The organism is Sandaracinus amylolyticus (assembly GCF_000737325.1).
In the GTDB taxonomy this organism is placed as follows: domain Bacteria; phylum Myxococcota_A; class Polyangia; order Polyangiales; family Sandaracinaceae; genus Sandaracinus; species Sandaracinus amylolyticus.
This window is the reverse complement of sequence record NZ_CP011125.1, coordinates 614,812-635,536: the sequence shown is the minus strand read 5'-3', so window position 1 is coordinate 635,536 and position 20,725 is coordinate 614,812. Positions and strand designations below refer to the sequence as shown.

At 72.9% G+C, this 20,725-nt stretch carries 16 protein-coding genes; 4 read left to right on the top strand and 12 right to left on the bottom strand.

Translation table 11 applies throughout. From position 1 onward, the window contains the following. Positions 1–24: 24 nt before the first annotated feature. A complete protein-coding gene (locus DB32_RS02535; protein WP_053230812.1) occupies positions 25–447 on the top strand; it encodes a hypothetical protein in 423 nt (140 codons plus the stop codon). Here the strand turns inward: DB32_RS02535 and DB32_RS02530 are convergent. From DB32_RS02530 to rplU, 8 genes are all read right to left on the bottom strand, one after another. Next, positions 425–4,357, bottom strand: a complete 3,933-nt coding sequence (locus DB32_RS02530; protein WP_053230811.1) for a serine/threonine-protein kinase — start codon at positions 4,355–4,357, stop codon at positions 425–427. The genes DB32_RS02535 and DB32_RS02530 overlap by 23 nt on opposite strands. A gap of 13 nt (positions 4,358–4,370) precedes the next feature. Next, complete coding sequence (locus DB32_RS02525; RefSeq protein WP_157068632.1) at positions 4,371–5,006, bottom strand: PilZ domain-containing protein; 636 nt, start codon at positions 5,004–5,006, stop codon at positions 4,371–4,373. After that, complete coding sequence (locus DB32_RS02520; RefSeq protein ID WP_157068631.1) at positions 5,003–5,614, bottom strand: hypothetical protein; 612 nt, start codon at positions 5,612–5,614, stop codon at positions 5,003–5,005. Before DB32_RS02520 ends, DB32_RS02525 begins: the two co-directional genes overlap by 4 nt. A gap of 43 nt (positions 5,615–5,657) precedes the next feature. Next, positions 5,658–6,395 (bottom strand): metallophosphoesterase family protein, encoded by a 738-nt coding sequence (locus DB32_RS02515; RefSeq protein WP_053230808.1) that lies wholly within the window; start codon positions 6,393–6,395, stop codon positions 5,658–5,660. Positions 6,396–6,507: 112 nt separating this feature from the next. Beyond that, positions 6,508–8,004, bottom strand: coding sequence for an HAD-IG family 5'-nucleotidase (locus DB32_RS02510; protein ID WP_053230807.1), 1,497 nt, complete (start codon positions 8,002–8,004; stop codon positions 6,508–6,510). Between the two features lie 54 nt (positions 8,005–8,058). Further along, entirely contained in the window at positions 8,059–8,631 is a 573-nt protein-coding gene (locus tag DB32_RS02505) for a hypothetical protein (protein WP_157068630.1), read from the bottom strand. Positions 8,632–8,735: 104 nt separating this feature from the next. After that, entirely contained in the window at positions 8,736–9,023 is a 288-nt protein-coding gene (rpmA, locus tag DB32_RS02500; RefSeq protein WP_053230805.1) for a 50S ribosomal protein L27, read from the bottom strand. Between the two features lie 19 nt (positions 9,024–9,042). Beyond that, the gene (gene rplU, locus DB32_RS02495) at positions 9,043–9,351 is read right to left on the bottom strand and encodes a 50S ribosomal protein L21 (protein WP_053230804.1); all 309 of its coding nucleotides are present in this window, start codon (positions 9,349–9,351) and stop codon (positions 9,043–9,045) included. 174 nt (positions 9,352–9,525) lie between these two features. Between rplU and DB32_RS02490 the strand changes: the two genes are divergently transcribed. Both DB32_RS02490 and DB32_RS02485 read left to right on the top strand, forming a co-directional pair. After that, the gene (locus DB32_RS02490; RefSeq protein ID WP_053230803.1) at positions 9,526–10,281 is read left to right on the top strand and encodes a hypothetical protein; all 756 of its coding nucleotides are present in this window, start codon (positions 9,526–9,528) and stop codon (positions 10,279–10,281) included. Between the two features lie 111 nt (positions 10,282–10,392). Then, the gene (locus DB32_RS02485; RefSeq protein ID WP_157068629.1) at positions 10,393–12,306 is read left to right on the top strand and encodes a vWA domain-containing protein; all 1,914 of its coding nucleotides are present in this window, start codon (positions 10,393–10,395) and stop codon (positions 12,304–12,306) included. Positions 12,307–12,310: 4 nt separating this feature from the next. Here the strand turns inward: DB32_RS02485 and DB32_RS02480 are convergent, their stop codons facing one another. Together DB32_RS02480 and DB32_RS47905 are read right to left on the bottom strand one after the other, a co-directional pair. Next, on the bottom strand, positions 12,311–13,627 hold the full coding sequence (locus DB32_RS02480) for a hypothetical protein (protein WP_053230801.1): 1,317 nt from the start codon (positions 13,625–13,627) through the stop codon (positions 12,311–12,313). Beyond that, positions 13,617–14,876 (bottom strand): YncE family protein, encoded by a 1,260-nt coding sequence (locus DB32_RS47905; RefSeq protein WP_169791306.1) that lies wholly within the window; start codon positions 14,874–14,876, stop codon positions 13,617–13,619. Before DB32_RS47905 ends, DB32_RS02480 begins: the two co-directional genes overlap by 11 nt. A 64-nt stretch (positions 14,877–14,940) precedes the next feature. Between DB32_RS47905 and DB32_RS02470 the strand changes: the two genes are divergently transcribed. Then, entirely contained in the window at positions 14,941–17,310 is a 2,370-nt protein-coding gene (locus DB32_RS02470) for an RCC1 domain-containing protein (protein WP_169791305.1), read from the top strand. A 3-nt stretch (positions 17,311–17,313) separates the two neighbouring features. Here the strand turns inward: DB32_RS02470 and DB32_RS02465 are convergent, their stop codons facing one another. Both DB32_RS02465 and DB32_RS02460 read right to left on the bottom strand, forming a co-directional pair. Next, positions 17,314–18,123, bottom strand: coding sequence for a hypothetical protein (locus DB32_RS02465; RefSeq protein ID WP_053230798.1), 810 nt, complete (start codon positions 18,121–18,123; stop codon positions 17,314–17,316). Positions 18,124–18,223: 100 nt separating this feature from the next. Continuing rightward, positions 18,224–20,722 (bottom strand): tetratricopeptide repeat protein, encoded by a 2,499-nt coding sequence (locus tag DB32_RS02460; protein WP_053230797.1) that lies wholly within the window; start codon positions 20,720–20,722, stop codon positions 18,224–18,226. Positions 20,723–20,725: the final 3 nt, after the last annotated feature.

Here is a 20,725-nt window from a genome sequence, read left to right as displayed (position 1 = left end):
CTGGGGCGTGCATCGGCACGCGTGATGTCGCTCGCACGCGCGCTCGTCGTCGGTCTGGTCGGCACCGCCGTGCTCAGCGCGTTCGAGCCGCTCGAGCGGCGCTGGCTCGGCCACGTACCGCCCTACTCGCTCGCCGCGCTCGCGGCCCGCATGCGTGGCGTGCCGATCCCGATCGCCACGCGCGCCGCGCTGCTGCTGCGCTGGACGTACGGCCCCACGTGGGGCGTCGTGTACACGCGCGCGACCCGCGGCATCGTGCCGCGCCATCCGGTGCTCGAAGGCATCGCGCTCGCGACGACGATCTGCGCCTTCGAGCTCGCCGTGATCCCCGCCGTCGGGCTGGTTCGCCCGCTGCGCGACTGGTCGCGTCGGGAGCTCGCCGCGCTCTACGCGCACACGCTCGCGTTCGGGCTCGCGGCCGGGCTCACTCGGCGCGCGCTCGCGTGAGCGTACGTGCGTTCTCGTCGATCGCGACGAACGACACGCGCCACGCCGCTTCGGGAAGACGCGCGGTCCGCCGCTCGATGCGCGCTCTCGCGTCGAGGATCGCGGCGCGTGCAGCATCGTGATCGCCGATCGCGTCGAGCGCCTCGACGAGCGCCAGCGGAGGCAGCGACTCGCCCTGCAGGAGCCCGCCGAGCCGCTCCAGCACCGCCATCGCCTCACGCGCGAGCGGCAAGGCATCCGCGGCGCGACCGAGCGACACCAGCGCGCGCGCCCGCGCCGCGAGCACCCACGCGTGCAGCCCGGGCGAGGCGACGAGCAGCTCGCACGCCGCGCTCGCTTCGCGCTCCGATCCCTCGTGATCGCCGCGCGCGCGCAGCACCGACGCGAGGTGCCCGCGCGCCCATCCCTCGAGCCGCTTGTTCGCGACGCTGCGCGTCTCGTCGATCGCCTCGCGCAGCACGCGCTCCGCTTCGTCGTGGTGCGCGGGCACGCGCTCGAGCGCGTAGCCGAGGTTCACCTTCGCGTACGTGATCGCTTGCTGCGCCTTGATGTGCACGCAGTGCTCGAGGCTCGCGCGCAGGATCTCGATCGCACGCTCGTAGAGCCCGACCTCCGCGTAGCACCACCCGACCGTGGTGCGCTCGAGCGACACGTTGCGCAGATCACCCGCGCGCTCGAAGGACTCCACGGCGCGCTCGAGGTGCACCAGGAAGTGCCCGACGTCGCCGACCATCGCGGCGCGCACCCCGCGCACGTGACTCACCTGCGCGCGCGTGAGCGCATCGAGCGAGGGCGCGCGCTCGACCAGCGTCGCGATCCGCGCGAGCGTCGCGTCGGCATCGTCGAAGCGTCCCTTGAAGATCAGCTGGAACGTGCCGCGACACAGCGCGACGATCTGCGCCGCCTCCGCGCCCGGCTCGGCGTGCGCGGCGGCGACGTCCGCGAACATCGCGTCGAAGCGCGCGCTCTCGCCCACGCGCGCCATCGAGACCAGCGCCGAGCCACACGCGACGAACCACGTCATCGTGCCCGGCGCGAGCAGCGACGCCGCGCGGCGTCCCGCATCCGCCGCGTCCGCGTAGCGGCTCTGCCAGTACCGCGCGGTCGCGATCAGCGCGTGCAGCGCGCCGAGCTCCGCGCCCTCCGCGCCCGACGCGATCGCGCGCTGCGCGGCGAGGATCGTCCCGTCGAGATCGTTGCCCTCGAGCGCGAGCTCCGCGGCGCGTCGATACCAGCGCTGTGCCTCCGCCCTCGCGCCGCCGATCTCGTAGTGGCCCGCGAGCACGCGCGCATCACGCTCGCCCGCCGCCTCGAGCCACTCGCCCGCGAGCCGATGCGCGAGCGCGCGATCCTGATCGGTCAGCAGCGCGTACGCCGCGTCGCGCACCAGCGCGTGGCGGAAGCGGTACTCGCGCTCACCGGGGATGCGCGCCTCGCGCTGCGCCGTGATCAGCTCGCGCCGCGCGAGCTCGTCGAGCCACTCCTCGGTGCGGAACCCGCGCCCGGTCTCGCCCGCGAGCGCGCGCACGCCGCCCTCCCAGAACTGCTCACCGAACACGCTCGCCGCGCGCAAGATCCGGCGCGCGTCGGGGCCCAGCGAGTCGAGGCGCGCCTGCACCATGCCGAGCACGGTGTCGGGGACCGACGCCGCCTCGTGCGCCTCGCCCGCCGCGAACGCGCGCACGATCTCCTCGAGGTAGAGCGCGTTGCCCGCAGCGCGGTCCGCGATCGTCTCGAGCAGCGCATCGTCCGCGCTCGCGCCCAGCACGTCGCGCGCGAGCTCGATCGACGCCTTGCGCGTGAGCGCCTCGAGACGGATCTCGTCGAGCGCGTGCTCGCTCCACAGCGCCGGGAACACGTCGTGGATCTCGGGGCGCGCGAGCGCGAGCACGAAGAGCGGCGACTCCGCGAGCGCCCTCAGCGCCGCGTCGAGGAAGCGCACGCTGGGCCGATCTCCCCAGTGCAGATCCTCGACGACGAAGAGCACCGGCGCGACGCGCGTCTCCGCGCGCAGCCACTCGACGAACGCCGCGCTCATCTGCTCTGCGAGCAACATCGGATCGCCGCGCGCGGCGCGCAGCGCTTCGTGATGCGTGTCGTCGTACGGCGCGCCGATCAGCTCACCGAGGAACACCGCGATCTGCGGGTCGACCGTGGTGCGCGCGATCAGCGCCTCGAGCTTCTCGCGTCGCAGCTCGAGCGCTTCGCCGCCGCCGATCCCCGCCGCACGACGGATCGCGGGCGCGATCATCACGAACGGCGATCCTGCGCTGAGCGAGTCGCCCTGCGCGAAGAGCAGCGTCATCGGCTCGCCCTTGCGCTCGATCGCGCGCACGAGCTCCCAGCGCAGACGGCTCTTGCCGACCCCCGGCGGCGCCGTCACGAGCACCGCACGCGCGCGCGGCTCCGCGACGCAGTCGTCCCACGTCGCCTGCAGCATCCCGAGCTCGCGGCGACGCCCGACGGTGCGCGTCGGGCGACCCATCAGCGTCCGCGTGCCCTCCGCGTCACGCGCGCCGACGAGCCGCACCGCGTCGCCCGCGGGCTCCTGCTCGAAGCGACCTTCGAGCAGCGATGCCGTGCCCGCATCGACGTGGATCTCGCCGCCCGGCACCGACTCGAGCAGCGACGCCGCGCGCGCCACGAGCTCGCCGATCGGCACGTGCGCCGCGCCCTCGGCGCGCCCCGTGGTGAGCGCGATCGCGACGCGCGGGACCGAGTCGCGCAGCAGGAGCGCGGCGCGCGCTGCGCGCGTCGCCTGATCGGTCGGCCCGAGGTGCGCCGGCACGCTCACGAGCCACGAGCCCTCCGCGAGCCGATCACCCTGCGCGCCGCCACGCGCGAGCGCGTCGCGCAGCGTGGTGTCGTCGCTCGCCGCGATCGCCGCGCGCGCGAGCACGACCGAGCGAACGCGCTGCTCGCCCGATCCGATCGCGCGCGGCGGTGCGATCTCGGGCAGCGGCTCGTGCACCGCGTCGATCGCGTCGAGCGCCTCGAGCACCGCTGCTCCATCGCGCGGCCTGTCGAGCGGATCTTTCGCGAGCATGCGCCCGATCAGCGACGCGAGCGCGGGCGGCACGTCGGCGCGTCGCACCGCGATCGGCACCGGATCTTCGAGCACGATGCGCGCGAGGATCGCGACCAGGTGATCGCCGGCGAACGGCGAGATCCCCGCGAGGCACTCGTACAGCAGACACCCGAGCGCCCACACGTCGACACCGGGTCCGAGCGCGCTCTCCGCGCGCGCCTGCTCGGGCGCCATGTACGCGGGCGTGCCCACGATCATCCCGGTGCGCGTCACGTCCCCAGGCGTCGCGACGGTGCGCGCGGTGCCGAGGTCGAGCAGCTTCGCGTGCTCCACGCGCCCACCCGGCAGGAACACGTTCGAGGGCTTCACGTCGCGATGGACGATCCCCTCGGCGTGCAGCGCGGCGAGCGCCGACGCGATCCGCCGCGCGAGCACGATCACCTCGCTCGTCTCGAGCGACGCGCGCAGCGTCGCGACGCGCGGTGCGCGCTCGTTCGCCCCCTCCTCGCGCGCCGCGGCACGGCTGCGCGACGCGACCGTCGCCTCGTCCTCGCGCGCCTTGGTCACGCGTGTGTCGCGACGTCGACCGAGCTGCGCGAGCAGATCCTCGCCCTCGAGCCACTCCATCGCGAGCCACGGCTCGCCGCTCGCGATCGTGCCGTGCGCGACGTAGCGCACGATCGCGGGATGTCCGACGCGCGCGAGGATCGCCGACTCCCGCGCGAAGCGCGTCGCGCCCTCCGCGTCGAGGCGCGCCATCACCTTCAGCGCGACGTGCCCGCCCTCGAGCCGATCCGCGGCACGGAACACCCGACCCATCCCGCCGACCGCCACTTCGTCCTCGAGCACGAAGCGACCGGCGATCGTCTCACCGCGCTGCACCAGGTGATCGAGTCTACTTCAGCGGCTCCGGCGGACGTCGCGTCAATCGCGTGCGCCGCACGAAGTGCACGAACGCATCGATGCGCGCCTCGATCTCCGCGTCGAGCCCCTCGAACACGACCCCGGCGCGCGTGTCTCCGTCCTCGCTCGTCACGCGCACCACGCGGAACGCGATCGTCCACCGCGGCTCGCCGGGCAGCGCCATCACGCACGTCCCTCGCGCGCCCGCCGCGATCGAGACCGCGCCCGGCAGCACGAGCTGCGCGCCGCCCGCGCCGAGATCCGCGACCCACGCCGCGTCCACCCGCGCGCCCTCGACCTCCACCTCACACGCGCTCCGCAGCTCGGTGCGCAGGTGCTTGCGGCTCACCGCGCGCGGCGCGCGCCCGAGCGCTCCGTCCTGGGTCAGCACGCGCACGTGGATCGATCGCACCGTGCTCGCGATCACCTCGGCCGCGACGAGCACGATCCCACCGTCGCGCCGCATCGCGAGCTGCGTCGTCGTGCCCACGGCGAGCGGCGTCGGCACCGGCGGGATCTCGATCGTCGCGCGCGATCCGTCCACGTCGCGCACCGTGCCGACCCACGCGAGATCCGCGCTGAGATCGGGCATCACGAACACACGATCGCCGATCGCGAACGGGATCACGATGCTCGCTCCCGCCGCGCGATCGTCGCCTCGATGCGATCGATCGCCGCGCACACGACGTCCTCGTCCGCCGCCCGCGCCTGCGCGCTGATCACGATCACCTTCTCGTCGCCGTCGCCCCAGCCGAGCACGTACCGGCGCTGCCACCACAGCTCGCCCTCTTCGACGTAGTCGAGGTCGATGCGCGCGTCGCGCCCTTCACGCGTGTCGGCGATCGCGCGGATCGTCTGCCCTTCGTCGGCGAGCGTCTCGATCGGCCACGCGCGCTCGCGCGCGATGGGCCCGTCGATCCACACCATCGCATCGTTCGCGCCGACGAGCAGGAACGGCGAGCGCCCGTCCGGGTCGCTCACGAGCGCGAGCCCATGCGGCCACGCGCACGCGAGCTCGTCGGTCTCGATCGTCCACTCCGTCGCGCGGCGATCGGCGCGCGTGATCTCCGCGCCATCGCTCGCGAGCACGTCGACGATCTCGCCGTTCACGCGCAGCGTCGTCTCCGGCGCGTCGTCGACCCGCTCGATGCGATACGGCTCGCTCGGCGTCACGACGACGCCGAATCCCTGGAGGCGCGTGCTCATCCCCCTACTTGGCGCAGGACCGAACCACACGCTCGTCGGCCGGAGCGCGCGCCCGAAGGCGCGCGATCCGCCGTCAGACTCCGATGAACAGGCGGTGACCGAAGTTGCGCTCGAGGTTGCCCTCGAAGATCTTCGTGGCCGCGCTCTCGATGTCGTACTCGACGCGCTTGAAGTCGAACTCGCGCGTGTCGCTGTCGAACAGCGTGTAGCTCGCGCGGTTGTCGTAGTCGCGCGGCTGCCCGACCGACCCGACGCTCACGATGTACTTCCAGCCCTTGCGCAGCGTGAAGCGACGCGCCGGAAGCTCCTCGACCTCGCCGGGCCGCAGCGCGAACACCTTGCACAGGTGCGAGTGCCCGATGAGCGTGAGGTCCGAGAGCTCGTCCCAGATCGACAAGCACTCGCGCGCCTGCTCGGGCGCGAAGATGTACTCGAACTCCTCGAGCCGCAGCGGCGAGCCGTGGCAGAGCGTCAGCCCGATGTTCGCGAGGTCGTGCTTGTACGGCAGGCTCCGCAGCCACGCCATGTTGTCCGGCGTCAGCTGTCGCGCGTGCGTGTCGAGCGCCTGGCGCGCGGCCTCGTAGTAGTACGAGTAGTCCATCCGGCCCGCGACCGCGGCATCGTGGTTGCCGAGGATCGTGACCTTGGCGAGGTTGCGGACGAGGTCCGCGCACTCGTTGGGGCTCGCGCCGTACCCCACCACGTCGCCGAGACAGTAGTACTCGTCGACACTCTCGCGACGGTACGCCTCGAGCACCGCGCTCAGTGCCTCGATGTTGGCGTGCACGTCGCTGAAGATGGCAAGGCGCATCGAGGTCAGCCGAACCCCGTGTATAGGACACTCGGTCGTGCGTGTCCATACCGCGACCGTCGCGTCATCCGCCCGTGGAACGTGGTCATCGTGGGTCGCACCTCCCGTCGCTTCACAGCTCGTGCGGCATGCGGTCGCGTGGGCCGCGGAAGTAGTGCACCGGAGAGTAATGCAAGAGGTTCGAGACGCGCTCGGTATAGAGACAAGCGTACTGCTCGACCTGGTCGCCGAACGACGTCACCTCGGGACCGGCCTTGAACAGCGATCCCCAGAAGGGATGGAACGCCCGGTCGACCTTCGCCTCGAGCTCCTCTTGCTCTTCCTCGATGGCGTGCAAGCGCGCGCGGATGCGATCGATCGCGCGTCGATGCGTCAAGCGCGCCGCGGCGTGCGCAGGGGACGGCGCGACGCGGCCGAGCTCGGCCTCGCGCTCCTCGTTCTCGCGGTCGATCGCCTTGATCTGCGACTGCCGGAACCGCAGCTCGTCGAAGAGCGTGTCGCAGTGCGAGTGCAGCTCGTCGATGCGCGCGAGATCGGTCTGCACCTCGTCGTGCACGCGGAGCTCGGCGCCCATCTCCTGCACGATCATCATCGTGCGCCACGCGGTCTCCTTCTTCGCGCGCAGCACGTCGCCGTAGATGTGATCGCCGACGTAGAGGACCTCGTCGCTCGCGACCTTCAAGAGCCGCTCGAGCTCGGTCAGACAGCCGCCCTGGTAGATCGCGCCGTCGACGAACGCGGTCTCGGGCGCGACGACGCCTTCTTGCGCGGGCGCGAACTTGAGCTCGGTCTCCTGGAAGAAGCGCGGCTTCTTCGCGGCGCAGATCACGACGTCGAAGTAGCTGCGCCAGCGCGGGTACTCCGAGACCTGCCCGTCGAGCATCCACGACATCACGCGCTCGGTGTACTCGGCGCGCGAGTTCGTCAGCAGGAAGAGCTTCTTCCCCGCGCTTCGCAGCTTGTGGAGCGTCGGACCGAGGTTCGGATCGCGCACGAGGTACTTGTCGGGATCGGCGGCGATCGGACCGGGGATCGACTCGTCCTGGTGCGCGATGTCGATGCACTCGCGCACCTCGTCGAAGAGCTGCGCGTAGTCGACCTCGATGCCCTGCTGCTCGAGGTGCTCGATCGCAGCCGCGTAGACGGTCACTTCGGGCAGCGCGTACAGCGTGTCGACCCAGTGGTACCGCTTCGTGCCCGCGCGCACCGGGCGCGAGTGATAGTTCTGGCGCCGCTCCTCTTTGCTCAGCTCGCGCATGCCGTGATAGGCGCGCTTCACGTAGCGATAGCGGTCCATCTTCAGCACGTTGCCGAGCTTCTTGTCGACGTGCAGGCCGCGGATCGGGAAGTCGCTGCGGAACGGCATCGCGAGGAGCGACTCGGGGCGGCCCTTGCGCTCCACCATCTTCCGCACGGTCGCCTCGATCGAGAGGCGATCCATCTCGGGATGACGGTAGATCGCGAGCGTGTAGTCCATGTCGAACCCGACCCACGCGACCGTGTCGAGCCGCAGGTTGCGATTGACGTGGATGCGCTTGGCGCGCGGGACCTGCGCTTGCGACTCGTGAGCGAGCGATCGGGTCAGCGGCAGCGCGAGCTGCGAGGTCACGTGACGGAGCCTACCACGTGACGTGCGCGCGACCGGGAAGAGGATTCGTCGTCGTCACCCGCCGAGAATCGGGCGCAGCAGGGCCTCGAACGTCGCGGTGGCTTCGGAGACGTGGGGCCCGTCGTAGCGGTAGGACGAGCCTGCCTCGCCGGTGAGGACCTCCGGGCAGAGCGGCGCGTCGCCGCCCGCGATCACGGTGTCGATCAGCGGCATCGCGGTCTGCGCGACGACGATCCGCACGTGCTGATCGTAGGTGTAACGGTTGGCGACCATGCCGCCCTCGTAGTCGCAGCGCTCGGCGAGACGCTCGACCTCGTCGTCGAGGCACACGACGATCGCGGTGGTCTCGGTCGTGTCGCTCGCCCACTCGGAGCGCAGGCGACCGAACTGCGCGCTCCAGCCGCCGCCCATGCCGCGCTGCATGACGGTCGCGCGCGAGGCCGCGCCCGGCGTGTACGCGGCCGCCGTCGGCACCGGTTGCCCGTCGCACGCGCTCCCGAGCGCCGACACCCGCGACTGCAGCGCCATCCCGCCCGCGACCATCAGGCCGCCCCCGACGCAGCAGAAGAGCAACACGCCCACGACCCCGATCGCCGCGATCACCCCGCCCGAGACCCGCCTCGCCATGCGCTTCATCGGACCACGTCTCGCGCCGCGATGAAAGAGCGACGGAACGCGAAGAGGCGACCTCCCTCGCGGGAAGTCGCCTCTTGCTCCGAGCTCGGTGGAGCTCAGCTCGCCTTCGTCACGGCGAGGCGGGGATCGTCCTTCGTGTACACCGACACGCGCTGGCGATCCTTGCCCTGGCGCTCGTACTTCACGACGCCGTCGATCTTCGCCCAGAGCGTGAAGTCGCTGCCGACGCCCACGTTGTTGCCCGCGTGGATGCTCGAGCCGACCTGGCGGACGAGGATGTTGCCCGCGAGGACTTCCTGGCCCCCGTAGACCTTCACGCCGCGGTACTGCGCCTTGCTATCGCGCCCGTTGCGCGAAGAGCCCTGACCCTTCTTGTGCGCCATTCTCCGTTACTCCCGTCGATCAGGCGCTCACGCCCGTGATCTTGATCTCGGTGAAGGGCTGCCGGTGGCCGCGCTTGCGACGGTAGTTCTTCCGGCGCCGGAACTTGAAGACGATGACCTTCTTCGCGCGATCCTGCGCGACGATCTCGGCGGTGACCTTCGCGCCCTTCACGAGCGGGGTGCCGACCGCGACCTTGTCGCCACCGACCATGAGCACTTCGTCGAACGTGAGCTTCGCGCCGACGTCGCCCGGCAGCTTCTCGATGCGGAGGCGGTCGCCCTCCGTGACGCGGTACTGCTTCCCGCCGGTCTTGATCACTGCGTACATGAGCTCTTCTTTCTTTGCGCTCCGGGCTGCGACGCTTTCGCGCCCGGCAGGCGGGGGATCGAAGGTGATCCCCGCTCGAGAGGGCGCGTAGTGTACGCGGGGTCCGCCCCGGCGCAAGCTTCAGGAGCGCGCTTGACCCGGAGTCGTCCGACTCCTACACGACGCGCCCCGATCATGGCCAGGCGCAAGGACGACGACAGCAAGGGCGATCCGAGGGCACCGAAGCCGCCGCGGCCGCAGGGCTCGCGGGAGCGCGACATGGGCGTGGTGCGGCGTCGGCCCGACGATCCGCGCAAGCGCCTCCCGTCGGAGCTCGAGGCGTTCGCGCGCGGCGACGACGACGCGCTGTGGCGCCGCGAGCGCTCGCGCGGTCGGGTGAACGATCCGCGCCCCGTCGCGGCGACGCTCGTGCCCGGCGTGGCGAACCGCGACGCGCGGATCGTGTGCGACGCGCGCATCAAGCGGCTGCGCTCGGCGATCGACGCGGGCGACGAGTACGTGCTCGCCGAGGAGCTCGCGGACGCGGTGCGGCTCGGGGTCTGGCGCGGGCACAAGATCGTCGACTTCGACGTGTTCGCGGAGGCGGTGCTCGGGCTCGGGATCGATCGGGCGCGGGCGCTGGCGCAGCAGGGCGCGGCGGCGCTCGACGTGCCCTGCGAGATCGCCGACGAGCAGACGGTCGCGCTGTGGATGCGCGCGGAGTCGGGCTTGCTCGAGCACGCGCCGGAGTCTCGGGTGTCGCTGCGCGGCGGGCGCCTGGTGCTCGAGGTGCCGTTCGCGCGCGCGGCGGAGGCGCTCTCGGGCGTCGGGCGGCGCGCGGCGCCCCTCGCGAAGCCGCAGGGCGGGCCGGACGTGGTGGTGGATCGCCCGAAGGGCGTACCGCCGCTCAGCAGGCTCATCGAGCGCGACCGGCCCCGCGACGACGAGTGATGTGAGCCCGCGTTCTCGGATCGCGAAGCGCGGTTCACGCGCTGGGCGAGAGAACGTGCAGGATTTCGTGGCGCGCTGAATCGAGCGCGCGAGTTGCACGTCGGCCCGGACGTGAGAATCGACGACGGGCTCCGGTTCGTGCTCGCGATCGCGGTCGCGGCGAGCGCTCCAGGGTGTGTGATGTACGCGCGCGTTCCGCTGGTGCGGGCAGGCGCGGGGTGGTCCGCGCCGGCCGGACCGACGTACGTCGTGGAGCAGCCCGCGATGGGCGCGGCGTGCGCGAGCGCGGGGCCCTGCGCGCCGGGCGGTGTGGTCGTCGTGGAGGACACGACGGCGCGCGCGAGCACGACGACGATCGCGAGCGCAGGAGGCGCGAGCGGCGTGGTGATCGTCGAGAGCGCGGGGTACGCGGGCGAGAGCGGGATCGTCGTCGCGGGCGGTGATGCGAGCGCGAGCGGCGTCGTCGTGACGAGCGGCGATGCGAGCGCGAGCGGCGTCGTCGCGACGGGCGGTGATGCGAGCGCGAGCGGTGTCGTCGTGACGGGCGGCGATGCGAGCGCGAGCTCGGGTGGCGTGCTCGTCGCCGCGGGTGATGCGAGCTCGGCCGGCGCGCTCGTCGGCGGTGCGGATGCGAGCGCGAGCGTCGCGGGCGGTGATGCGAGCGCGAGCGGCGGGGTCGCGATCACCGGGCAGGGTCGCGGGCTGCTCGCGATCGCGAACGAAGGTGTGACGATCGACGGCGCGATCGCGGCGCTCGGTCTGCTCGGTCCGCTCGCGGGCTCGTCGTTCGACGCGTCCACGCGCGTCGGCGGGGACGGCTCGATCACGATCGACGCGTCGCTCGCGCACGATGCGCTCCCCGGCGCCGGTGGGCAGACCAGCGTCGTCGTGCGAGTCGCCGGCGGTCATGCGCCCTCGCGCGTGCCTCCGCTCCGCGTGCACCTCGTGATCGACGCGTCGACGTCGATGCAGTCGACGTGGGCGCACCTCCAGGAAGCCGCGCTCCACCTCGTCGCGCGGCTCCGCCCCGAGGACGAGCTGCAGATCGTCGTGTACGGCACCGACGCGCGCGAGGCCCTCGCGCCGGTGCGCGTCGGCGACGGATCGAGCGCGCGCCGCGTCATTCGCGCGCTGCGCCCCGACGGTCGCACCAACATCGAGGCCGGGCTGCGCATCGCGTATCGCGAGGTGCGCCCGCACGCGTCGCTCGTCGTGGTGCTCTCGGACGGCGTGCCGAACGGCGGGCTCTCGACGCCCGACGAGCTCGGCGCGCTCTCCGCCGAGGCGAACGCGCGCGGCGCGGTGACCACCGCGATCGGCATCGGGTGGGACTTCCATCCCGGCATCCTGCGCGCGCTGGCGGAGCGTGGGCGCGGTCGATTCCGCATCGCGCCGCGCGCGGGTGAGCTCGGCGCGATCCTCGAGGCCGAGCTCGCGGCGCGCGGTCGTGTCGCGGCGCACGACATCGACGTGTCGATCGCGCTCGGCGCCGGTGTGCGCATCGACGGCGAGCTGCCCGCCGGCGTGGTGCGCACCGAGGGTGGCGTGCGCATCGCGGCGCCTTCGATCGCATCGGGCGAGGAGCAGGTCGTCGTCGTGCCGGTGATGGTCCCGCCGGGCACCGACGCGCGTGCGATCGCGCGCATCGACGCGCGCTGGACGCCGGCCGGAGCGGGCGTCGCGCAGCACGCGGACAAGGCGCTCGCGGTCGCTGTGTCGCGCACGCCGGTGCTCGCGGGCGGCGCGCTCGCCGCGCTCGACGCGGACCTCTCGGCCTCGCTCGCGCTCGCCGCGGAGGCGGTGACGAACGGCGATGCGCACGCGGCGAGCGTCGCGCTGCGGGATCACGCGGTGCGCGCGCGCGTGCAGGTGCGCGCGCGTCGCGACGTGGCGCTCGAGGCGCGCGCGGGGCACGTCGAGACCCTCGCGATCGCGCTCGAGCGTCTCGTCCCGAGCGCGTCATGGCACGACCGGCGCGCGCTCGGCGCGTCGATGCTGTCGTTCTCGGTGTCGCTCGGGCGCTGATCGATCAGAGCGAGTCGAGCGCGCGCACCTCGATGCGCGTCGACGACGGCGAGTCGAGCTCGTACACGAGCACCACGTAGTCGCGCGTCACGAACACGCGACGCGCTCGCCGCGCGAGCGGGACCGAGCGGACGCGCGCGAGCGTCGCGACGTCGTACACGTCGACGTCCGGCGTGTCGCCGAGGACGTACGCGTGCTCGCCGTCGGGATGGAACGCGAGGTCGATCCACGCGCGTCCGAGCGAGCCCACCCACGTCATGTCCGTCGCGGCCACGTCGCTCGCGAGGAAGACCTCGCCGCACGCCGTGTGGATCGTGCGACCGCGCGGATCGACGCGCAGATCGCCGCAGAGCTCGTACTGCCCGTGGTACGGCGAGTCGTACGACGTACCCGTCGAGCTGCCGAGCTCGACGCGCGCGAGGTCCTGCGGGACGACCCCGGCGGAGATCGAGTACGCGCGATCGCGCGCGGGGTGGAGCGCGAACACGGCGCCCCCGGAGAACAGCACGCTGCGCTCGAGCTGCGCAGCGCCGGTCTCGAGATCGACGGTGACGAGGCTCAGCGAGGCGCTGCGCGCGCGGCTGAGGTACGCGCTTCCGCGTCCGTCCGCGACGACGCCGAAGGGATCCACGGTGAGCGCGATGGGCGTGTCCATCGCGCCGCTCGACGCGTCGATCCGATGGAGCGCTCCTGCTTCGTCGAAGTCGCCCGGCGTGCCCACCACCGCGGTGATCAGGTGCTCGTCGCGATGGGGGTCGAAGTGGATCCGCTCGGGCCGCGCATCGAGCGCGTGCGTCCGCACCTCGCACGTCGCGAGATCGACGAGGTGCACCGCTCGGTCGGAGCGCATGGACGCGACCAGGATGTGCCGCTCCCAGTCGAGCTCGTGGTCCACACCGTGCCCCGGGACGGTGCACGTGCGCGGTGTGGGCGCCGGCTCGATCGGGCCGGTGTCTGCCGGCGGTGGAGGCGCGGGCACGGGCTCGGCGAGGGTCGCGTCCCACCCGGCGTACGCATCGAGCCCCGCATCGACGGGAGCGTTCGCGTCGACGGGAGCGTTCGCGTCGAGCTGCACGTGGGCGTCGATCGTCGGGGTGTCGACCTGCGCATCGAGCTCGTGCGCGCCCGCGTCGGGCGTGGACGCGTCCATCACGGCGCGCGCCGCATCGACGGGGAGCACGCAGATGCCGCGCTCGCACACGAGCGCGCCGCGGCACGATCCGTCGTACGCACACGGCGCGGCGAGCGCGCCGAGGTCGGGCGTCGCGCCGCTGCACGCCGCCAGCAGGATCGCGGCGAGGATCGGGCGATCAGCGCGCATCGTAGGAGCGCACGTCGACGCGCGTGGTGGGCACACCGCCGAGCACCGGGGTGAGCACGACGAGGTAGTCCGGCGCGGCGAGGAGACGCACCGGTCTGCCCTCGACGTCGATCGTGTCGACGCGCGTGAGCGTCGCGACGTCGTACACGCCGATGCCGGGCGCGTCGTCGTCGATGAGGTACAGACGATCACCGGACGGGTGGAACACGAGATCGGTCCATCCGGTGTCGAGCGTCCCGGTCGGCGTCATGTCGGTGAGCGGATTGTCGGTCGCGACGAGGACCTGGCCGCACGCCGTGTGGATCGTGCGGCCACGCGGATCGATGCGGATCGCGGCGCACGCGGTCGGCATCGAAGGGTCGTGGGGGGCGCGGTACTGGATCGCGAGCACCGAGCCGAGCTCGAGACGCGCCGTCGCGTCGTGGGGCCCGACGCCGTACGCGTGATCGCCCGACGGATGCAGCTCGAGCGAGGTCCGCTCGTAGAGCCCGAACGAGTCGGTGAGGACGCGGCTCTGGCCCTGCACGAGGTCGATCGTCGCGCTGATCGTGTGCTGGCCCGAGCCGCTCGAGACGTGGATCCGACCGTAGCCGTCGGCGATGACGTCCCAGGGATCGATCTCGACGTAGATCGGCTCGCGCACCGTGAGCGCCGCGGGATCGATCGTCGTGACGTAGCCCTCTTGTTCGTCGTCCCACCAGTAGCTCGAGTGCAGGCGCACCGGCAGCGCGATCGCGATCTCGTCGCGGTGGGGATCGAAGTGCATGTGCTCGGCGATGTGGCCCGTGTTCACGATGCCGCGCGCGCCGGTGACGAGATCGATGACCTCGACGCGGCCCGACGCGCCTTGGCTCAGGAAGAGGCGGTGCCGCTCCCAGTCGAGCGCCGCGTCGAAGAAGCCGGGCTCCGCGGTGTGCGATCGCAGCGGCGGGGGAGGCAGGCGCGGACCGGTGTCGCGCGGTGGCGGCGGGGGCTCGGGCGGGACGAGCGTCGCGTCCCAGCCGCTCGCGTCGACCGGCGTTCCTGCGTCGTGCTCTTCGACCACCGACGCGTCTTCGCGCGGGGCGCTCGCATCCTGCGCGATCGCCGGCAGCGCACACACGCCGCGCTCGCAGACGAGGCCTTCGTCGCACGCGCCCGACTCGGAGCAGGGCTCGGCGAGCGCGCCCGTCCGATCCGACTCCGCACAACCGAGCAGCGCGATCGCGAGTGTCACGAGCGCTGCGCGGAGCTTCGATGGTCCACGCACGCCGCGATGCTCGCACGCCGCGCGCGGCGCGCGCCAGCCGCGCGCATCCGGTACGCTCCGCGCGATGCTCGGCCCAGCACGGACGTTCCCGTCGCTCCTGTTGATGGTGCTCGTCGGAGCGTGCGCGGAGCCGCGCACGAGCGACGACGCGGGCTCGCTCCCGGTGCGCGACACCGGCGTGATCGAGGACGCATCGACGCCCGACGACGACGCGCAGCCGGCCGAGCACGACGCCGCGCGCGAGGACGCGAGCACGCCCGCGTGCGACGAGGACTCCGACTGCGACGACGGCCTCTTCTGCAACGGCGTCGAGCATTGCGACTCGTACGAAGGCGCGCGGTACTGCAACTCGCCGTGGGAGCGCCCGTGTGGGCTCGCGCCGTGTGACGAAGCGGCCGATCGCTGCTGCGTCGACGAGGACCACGACGGCTACCCCGCCGCCGGCTGCACCGTGCCCGACGTGCGCATCGACTGCGACGACACGGATTACCAGGTGCATCCGCTGCGCGCCGAGCCCTGCGGTGGTCGCGACGAGGACTGCGACCCCGAGACGTTCGGCTACGACGGCGACGCGGACTACGACGGACACGCACGCACCGACTGCTGTCAGGAGGCGCTGGATGGGACCGTGCGCTGCGGGGACGACTGCGATGACGACGACGGCGCGACGTACCCCGGCGCCGCGGAGCGCTGCGACGCGCGCGACGACGACTGCGACGCCGCGATCGACGAGGGCCTCGCGAGCAGCGCGGAGACGTGGGTGGCGGACTGCGACGTCGACGGGTTCGGCGACCGCACGCGCGGCGTGCTCGCGTGCGGCCCGCCCGCCGGCGCGGGGCCGCCCACGTGCCCGTGGGGCTACTGGTCGTACGACGGCGAGCCCGACTGCGACGACGACGCGTACGACGTGCATCCGTCGGGCGACGAGTGGACGTGCGACGGGCGGGACGACGACTGCGACGGCGCGATCGACCGCACCGAGATCGATCGCGACGGCGACGGCTTCGTCGGGTTCGCGTGCGACTCGACGCACGACTGCGACGACGGGGACCCGTCGGTGCGGCCGGGCGCGATCGAGCTGTGCAACGACCGCGACGACGACTGCGATCCGAGCACGATCGACGACGCGGACGGCGATGGGCACGCGGGGATCGACGCGGTGTGCGCAGGCGGATCGTTGCCGCGCGACGACTGCGACGATCGCCGGTACGAGACGCACCCCGGAGGCTTCGAGCGCTGCAACGGGCTCGACGACGATTGCGACGGCTCGATCGACGGCACGAGCGCGTACTGCTTCGCGAGGGACGCGACGCGCACCGAGTGCCGCGACGGCCAGTGCTTCGAGCTCGCGTGCCGCGACGGCCGCGGTCTCTGCCTCGACCCGGATCACTGCACGACCGACACGGCGAACGACGAAGCGCACTGCGGCGACTGCGGCACGCGATGCACGTCGTCGGCGTGCGTGATGGGCGCGTGCGGCGCGTTCGACGCGCTCGCGCTCACGAGCGCGGGCACGATCGCGCTGGTGGGAGGCGAGCCGCTGCTCGTCGGCGTGAGCGGCGCGACGCGCACCGGCGACATCGCGTCGCTCGCCGCGCGTGCGATCGGCGGCGGCGCGCGCGCGTGCGTCGCGTGGAGCAACGATCGGGTGACGTGCCCGCGCGACTCGGCGTTGGTCCCGGGGACCGTCGAGGTGGGCGCGGCCGAGGGCTTCGCGTGCGCGCGGACCGGCGCGGGGCGCGTGTGGTGCTGGGGCACCGGCGCGACGGGCGAGCTCGGCGACGGCGCGCTGCATCCTGCGCCGAGCGGCCCGTTCGCGGTGGCGGGCCTCGAGGACGCGCGCGCGATCGCGGTGGGCGCGCGCTCGACGTGCGCGCTGCGCGCCTCGGGCGGCGTCGCGTGCTGGGGTCACGGTCACTTCGGGACGCTCGGAGACGGCACCACGGCGATCGCGCCCGCACCGGTGGCGGCCGCGCTCACCGGCAGCGCGCTCGCGATCGCGGCCGGTGACTGGCACGTCTGCGCGATCGACGACGCCCGGCGCGTGTGGTGTTGGGGGTCGAACGCGCGCGGGCAGCTCGGCCTCGGCGCTCCGGGAGGAACGCGCACGACGCCGCAGCTCGTCTCGTCGATCGAGGACGCCGTCGCGATCGCGGCAGCGGGCGAGTCGACGTGCGCGGTGCGGGCGTCGGGCGCTCTCGTCTGCTGGGGCGCGAACGACTCCGGTCAGCTCGGCGACGGCACGCGCGTGGACCGCGCGACGCCGGTCGTCGTCGACGAGACGATCGCAAGCGTCTGGATGGGGCGCGCGCACGCGTGCAGCCGCTCGACGAGCGGCGTCGTGACGTGCTGGGGCGAGAACGACGACGGGCGGCTCGGCGACGGAACCACCACCGACGCGCTGCGCCCGACGGTGCTCGACTACACGCCGTGAGGCTCACGCGAGCATCGCGATCGCGCCGAGCACCGCCGCGACACCCGACGTGATCGCCATCGTCGTCGCGACGAGGCGCGCGCGCTCGGGCACCGCGCCGATCACGGCGCGATCGCGATAAGGGCTCGTCTCGCGCGCGACGACCAGCGCGACCGGCTCGCCCGGCAGCAGCCTCGGCGCGCGTGGATCGTCGCCTCCCACGACGCGCATGCGCGCGATCGTGCATGCCCGCTCCACGCACCACAGCCCGAGCACGACCGCGAAGAGCCCGCACGCCGCCACCCATACGCGCGCCGCGACGCTCGCGCCGAGCACACGACCGACGCACGCGGCGAGCGCCGCCGACATCGCGAGCCGCACGAGCACCGCTTCGCCCTCGCGCGGCGCGAGCCACTTGCCTGCGAGGCGATGCAGCCAGTGCTCGAGCGACGCGCTCTGGTCGCGCCTCGTCTCGCTCGCGAGCGCGCACGCGATCACGAGCGGTCCCAGCAGCCAGCGCATCGCGTCGCGCCCGAGCACGACGTCGGTCACGAGCACCATCACCGCGAGACCGATGCCGCGCACCGCTTGCCGATACGTGAGCAGCTCGAACGTGAAGAAGGGCGACGCGATCACGACCTTCGCGATCTCACGACGACGCGCGGTCACCGCGCCTGCGACGAGCACGATCGCGACGCTCGACGCAACCGCCCACGCCAGCGTCGGCACGCGCGTGACGTGCGAGGCCGCGGTCTCACCGAGGCACGACGCGCTCAGCACGAGCGCGAGCACCGCGAGCGCGCGTCCTCGCGTCGGATCGATCCAGCTCGCCATTCCACGCCCGCGACGCAACGCGCGTTCCACGCATTTCGTCGAAAAATTCGCGCATCCGCGGACGAATCGTCACCCGCGAGCGAGAGCGCGCGACGATTCGTCAAGGCGGCGCGAGGCCCTCGGTCACCGGGAGCTCGGTCTGCTGCACCGCGGGCGGCATCGGGTGCGCATCGACGTCGGGCACGACCACGTCGGTCGGCTCGGGCAGCGCGGCTGCGTCCTCGACGCGCGTCTCCTCGCCCTCGATCGGCTCGGTCGTCTCTCCCGCGCGCTCGATGCGATCGATCCAGTCGAGCGCCTCCACGCGCGCCGCTTCGCTCGCGCTCGGATCTTCGAGCACGTCCTCCCAGAGCGCGCGCGCGCGCCGCCTGCGACCCATCGCGAACTCGGTGATCGCGCGCATGCGCCGCGCCTCGCGCGAGAGCCGCTCGCTCGGCAGCCCGCGCGACTGCGCCTCGCGCAGCGCTTCCTCCGCGCGATCGAAGCGCTCGCGCTGGATCATCTGCCGCGCCTCGAGGTACGCGCCGAGCCCGTCGGGGCGCAGCTCGCGCAGCCGCATGATCGCCTGCATCGCGGTGACCGCGTCGTGCGGCTCGTCGGGATCGGGCGCGAACACCTCGCGCAGGTGCTCACCGCCGGGAAGACCGCTCTCGACCGCGAGCAGGCGCACCTCGATCTGACGCGCCTCTTCGTCGCCGAGCGGCTCGTGCAGGATCGCGCGGTACATCACCGCGGCCTCCTCGACGTTGCCCTGCGCCCAGAGCGCGTCGGCGATGCCCTGGCGCGCGGCGCGGATCACCGGACGCGACGCGCTCGGCGGCCCGATCAGTCGATCGAGCTCGCGACGCGCACGCGCGAGCTCGCCCTCGCGCGCGAGCGCCACGGCCATCCACGCCCTCGCGCGCGTGTCGTTGGGATCGATGTCGAGCACCTCTTCGCACGTCTCCGCCGCATGGCGATCGTCGCCCGCCGCGAGATCGTCGGCGACCATGTCCATCAGCGCCGCGACGCGATGCGGGCACACCTGCGCGAAGATCGCGGGACGCTCGAAGCGGGCCTCCGCCATCGCGAGCGCCTCGGGCGGCAGCGGAACCTCGGTGCGCAGGTACTCGCGCCACGCGCGCTCCGCCTCCTCGAGCGGCATCCCGAGCGCGCCCTCGTACTCGCCCGCGCGCGAGATCGCGCGGACCACCTCGCTCCCGCGCGTGTCGAGGATCCACCGCACGAACGAGCCCGACGTCACGTACGCGCGGCTCGCGGGCTGCAGCAGGAACCCGAGGCCCTCGGTCTGCGAGACGCGCGGCATCATCTCGAGCGCCATCATCGCGCGCGCCCATTGGTGCGGCGTGAGCCCGTCGCGCTCCTCCCACGACAGCGCGACCGCGATGCCCTCGATGATCCCCGGCGACGGCAGCCACCCACCGAGCGTGCCCGAGATGCGGAACGGCCCCACGCCCGCGTTGCCCGCGACGACGTGCACGATCTCGTGCGCGAGCACGGGATGCGGCCACCCCGAGAGCTGCAGGTACACCTCGTTGCGCCACGGCTTCGCGATGTACGTGCCGCTCGCGCCCATGAGCTCGCGCTTCTCGCTCGTGCTGCGGAAGAAGAACGCGGTCACGCGCTCGCGCTGCTCCACGCCGAGCCCTTGCGCGGTCTGCTCGACGCGCAGATCGCAGTCGTCGCGCAGTCGCTCGGCGCGCGCGCGCGCGAGCTCGCGCGGCACCACGACGTCGCAGATGCGCCCGTGCAGCGTCGTGCCGAGCCGCTGCGCGATCGAGTCCGCGGTGCTGCGATGCCCGAGATCGGTCGCTCGGTACTCGCCGTAGAGCGCCGCCGCGAAGAACGACGTCGCGATGATCAGCGAGCCGACGCGGGTGCGCGCGTAGCGCCCCGAGATGCGCGCGGTGCGCGGATCGACGCCCGCGAGGATCAGCGCGACGAACCCGCCGATCTGCACGCCGCTGAGCACACGGAACGTGAGGTACGGCGTCCCGATCTCGATGTCCGGGTCGTAGAGCGTGCCCGGGAAATACCCGAAGAAATGGCCGTATCCGTAGATCGCCGGGCTCGTGTAGAGCAGGCTCGCCGAGCCCAGCCCCGCGAGGATCGGCACCAGCACCGCGATCGTCGTCGCGAGCCTCGGCCGCTGGAAGAGCGTGCCGATCGCGACCCCGACGAACGCCGCGAGCAGCACGCCGATCCCCGGCCCCAGCGCGACGAACGCGAGCCCTTCCCACGGCGCGCACCACGGCACGCGCAGCCCGTTGATCGCGAGGATCGCGGTCGGTAGCGCGACGCACCCGCCCGCGAGCCACGTCGCCCGCTCGAGCAGCTCACCGGTGCGATGCAGCCCGCTCGTGCGCGCCTCGATCGCGAGCCGCGCCCCCGCCGCCGCGACGAACGGCGGAAGGATGAGCCCGAGCACGAGCGCGCTCTCCGGACCGGGCACCCCGGTCAGCGGAGAGAGCATCACGAACAGCATCGCGAGCGCGACGCTCACGACGAGCGCCATCCGCGCCGTCTTGCGCCCCAGGACCGGGCCCTGGAATCGCGCGATCGGGCGCGGGCTCGGCGATGCCAGCTCTTGCTCGCTCACCGT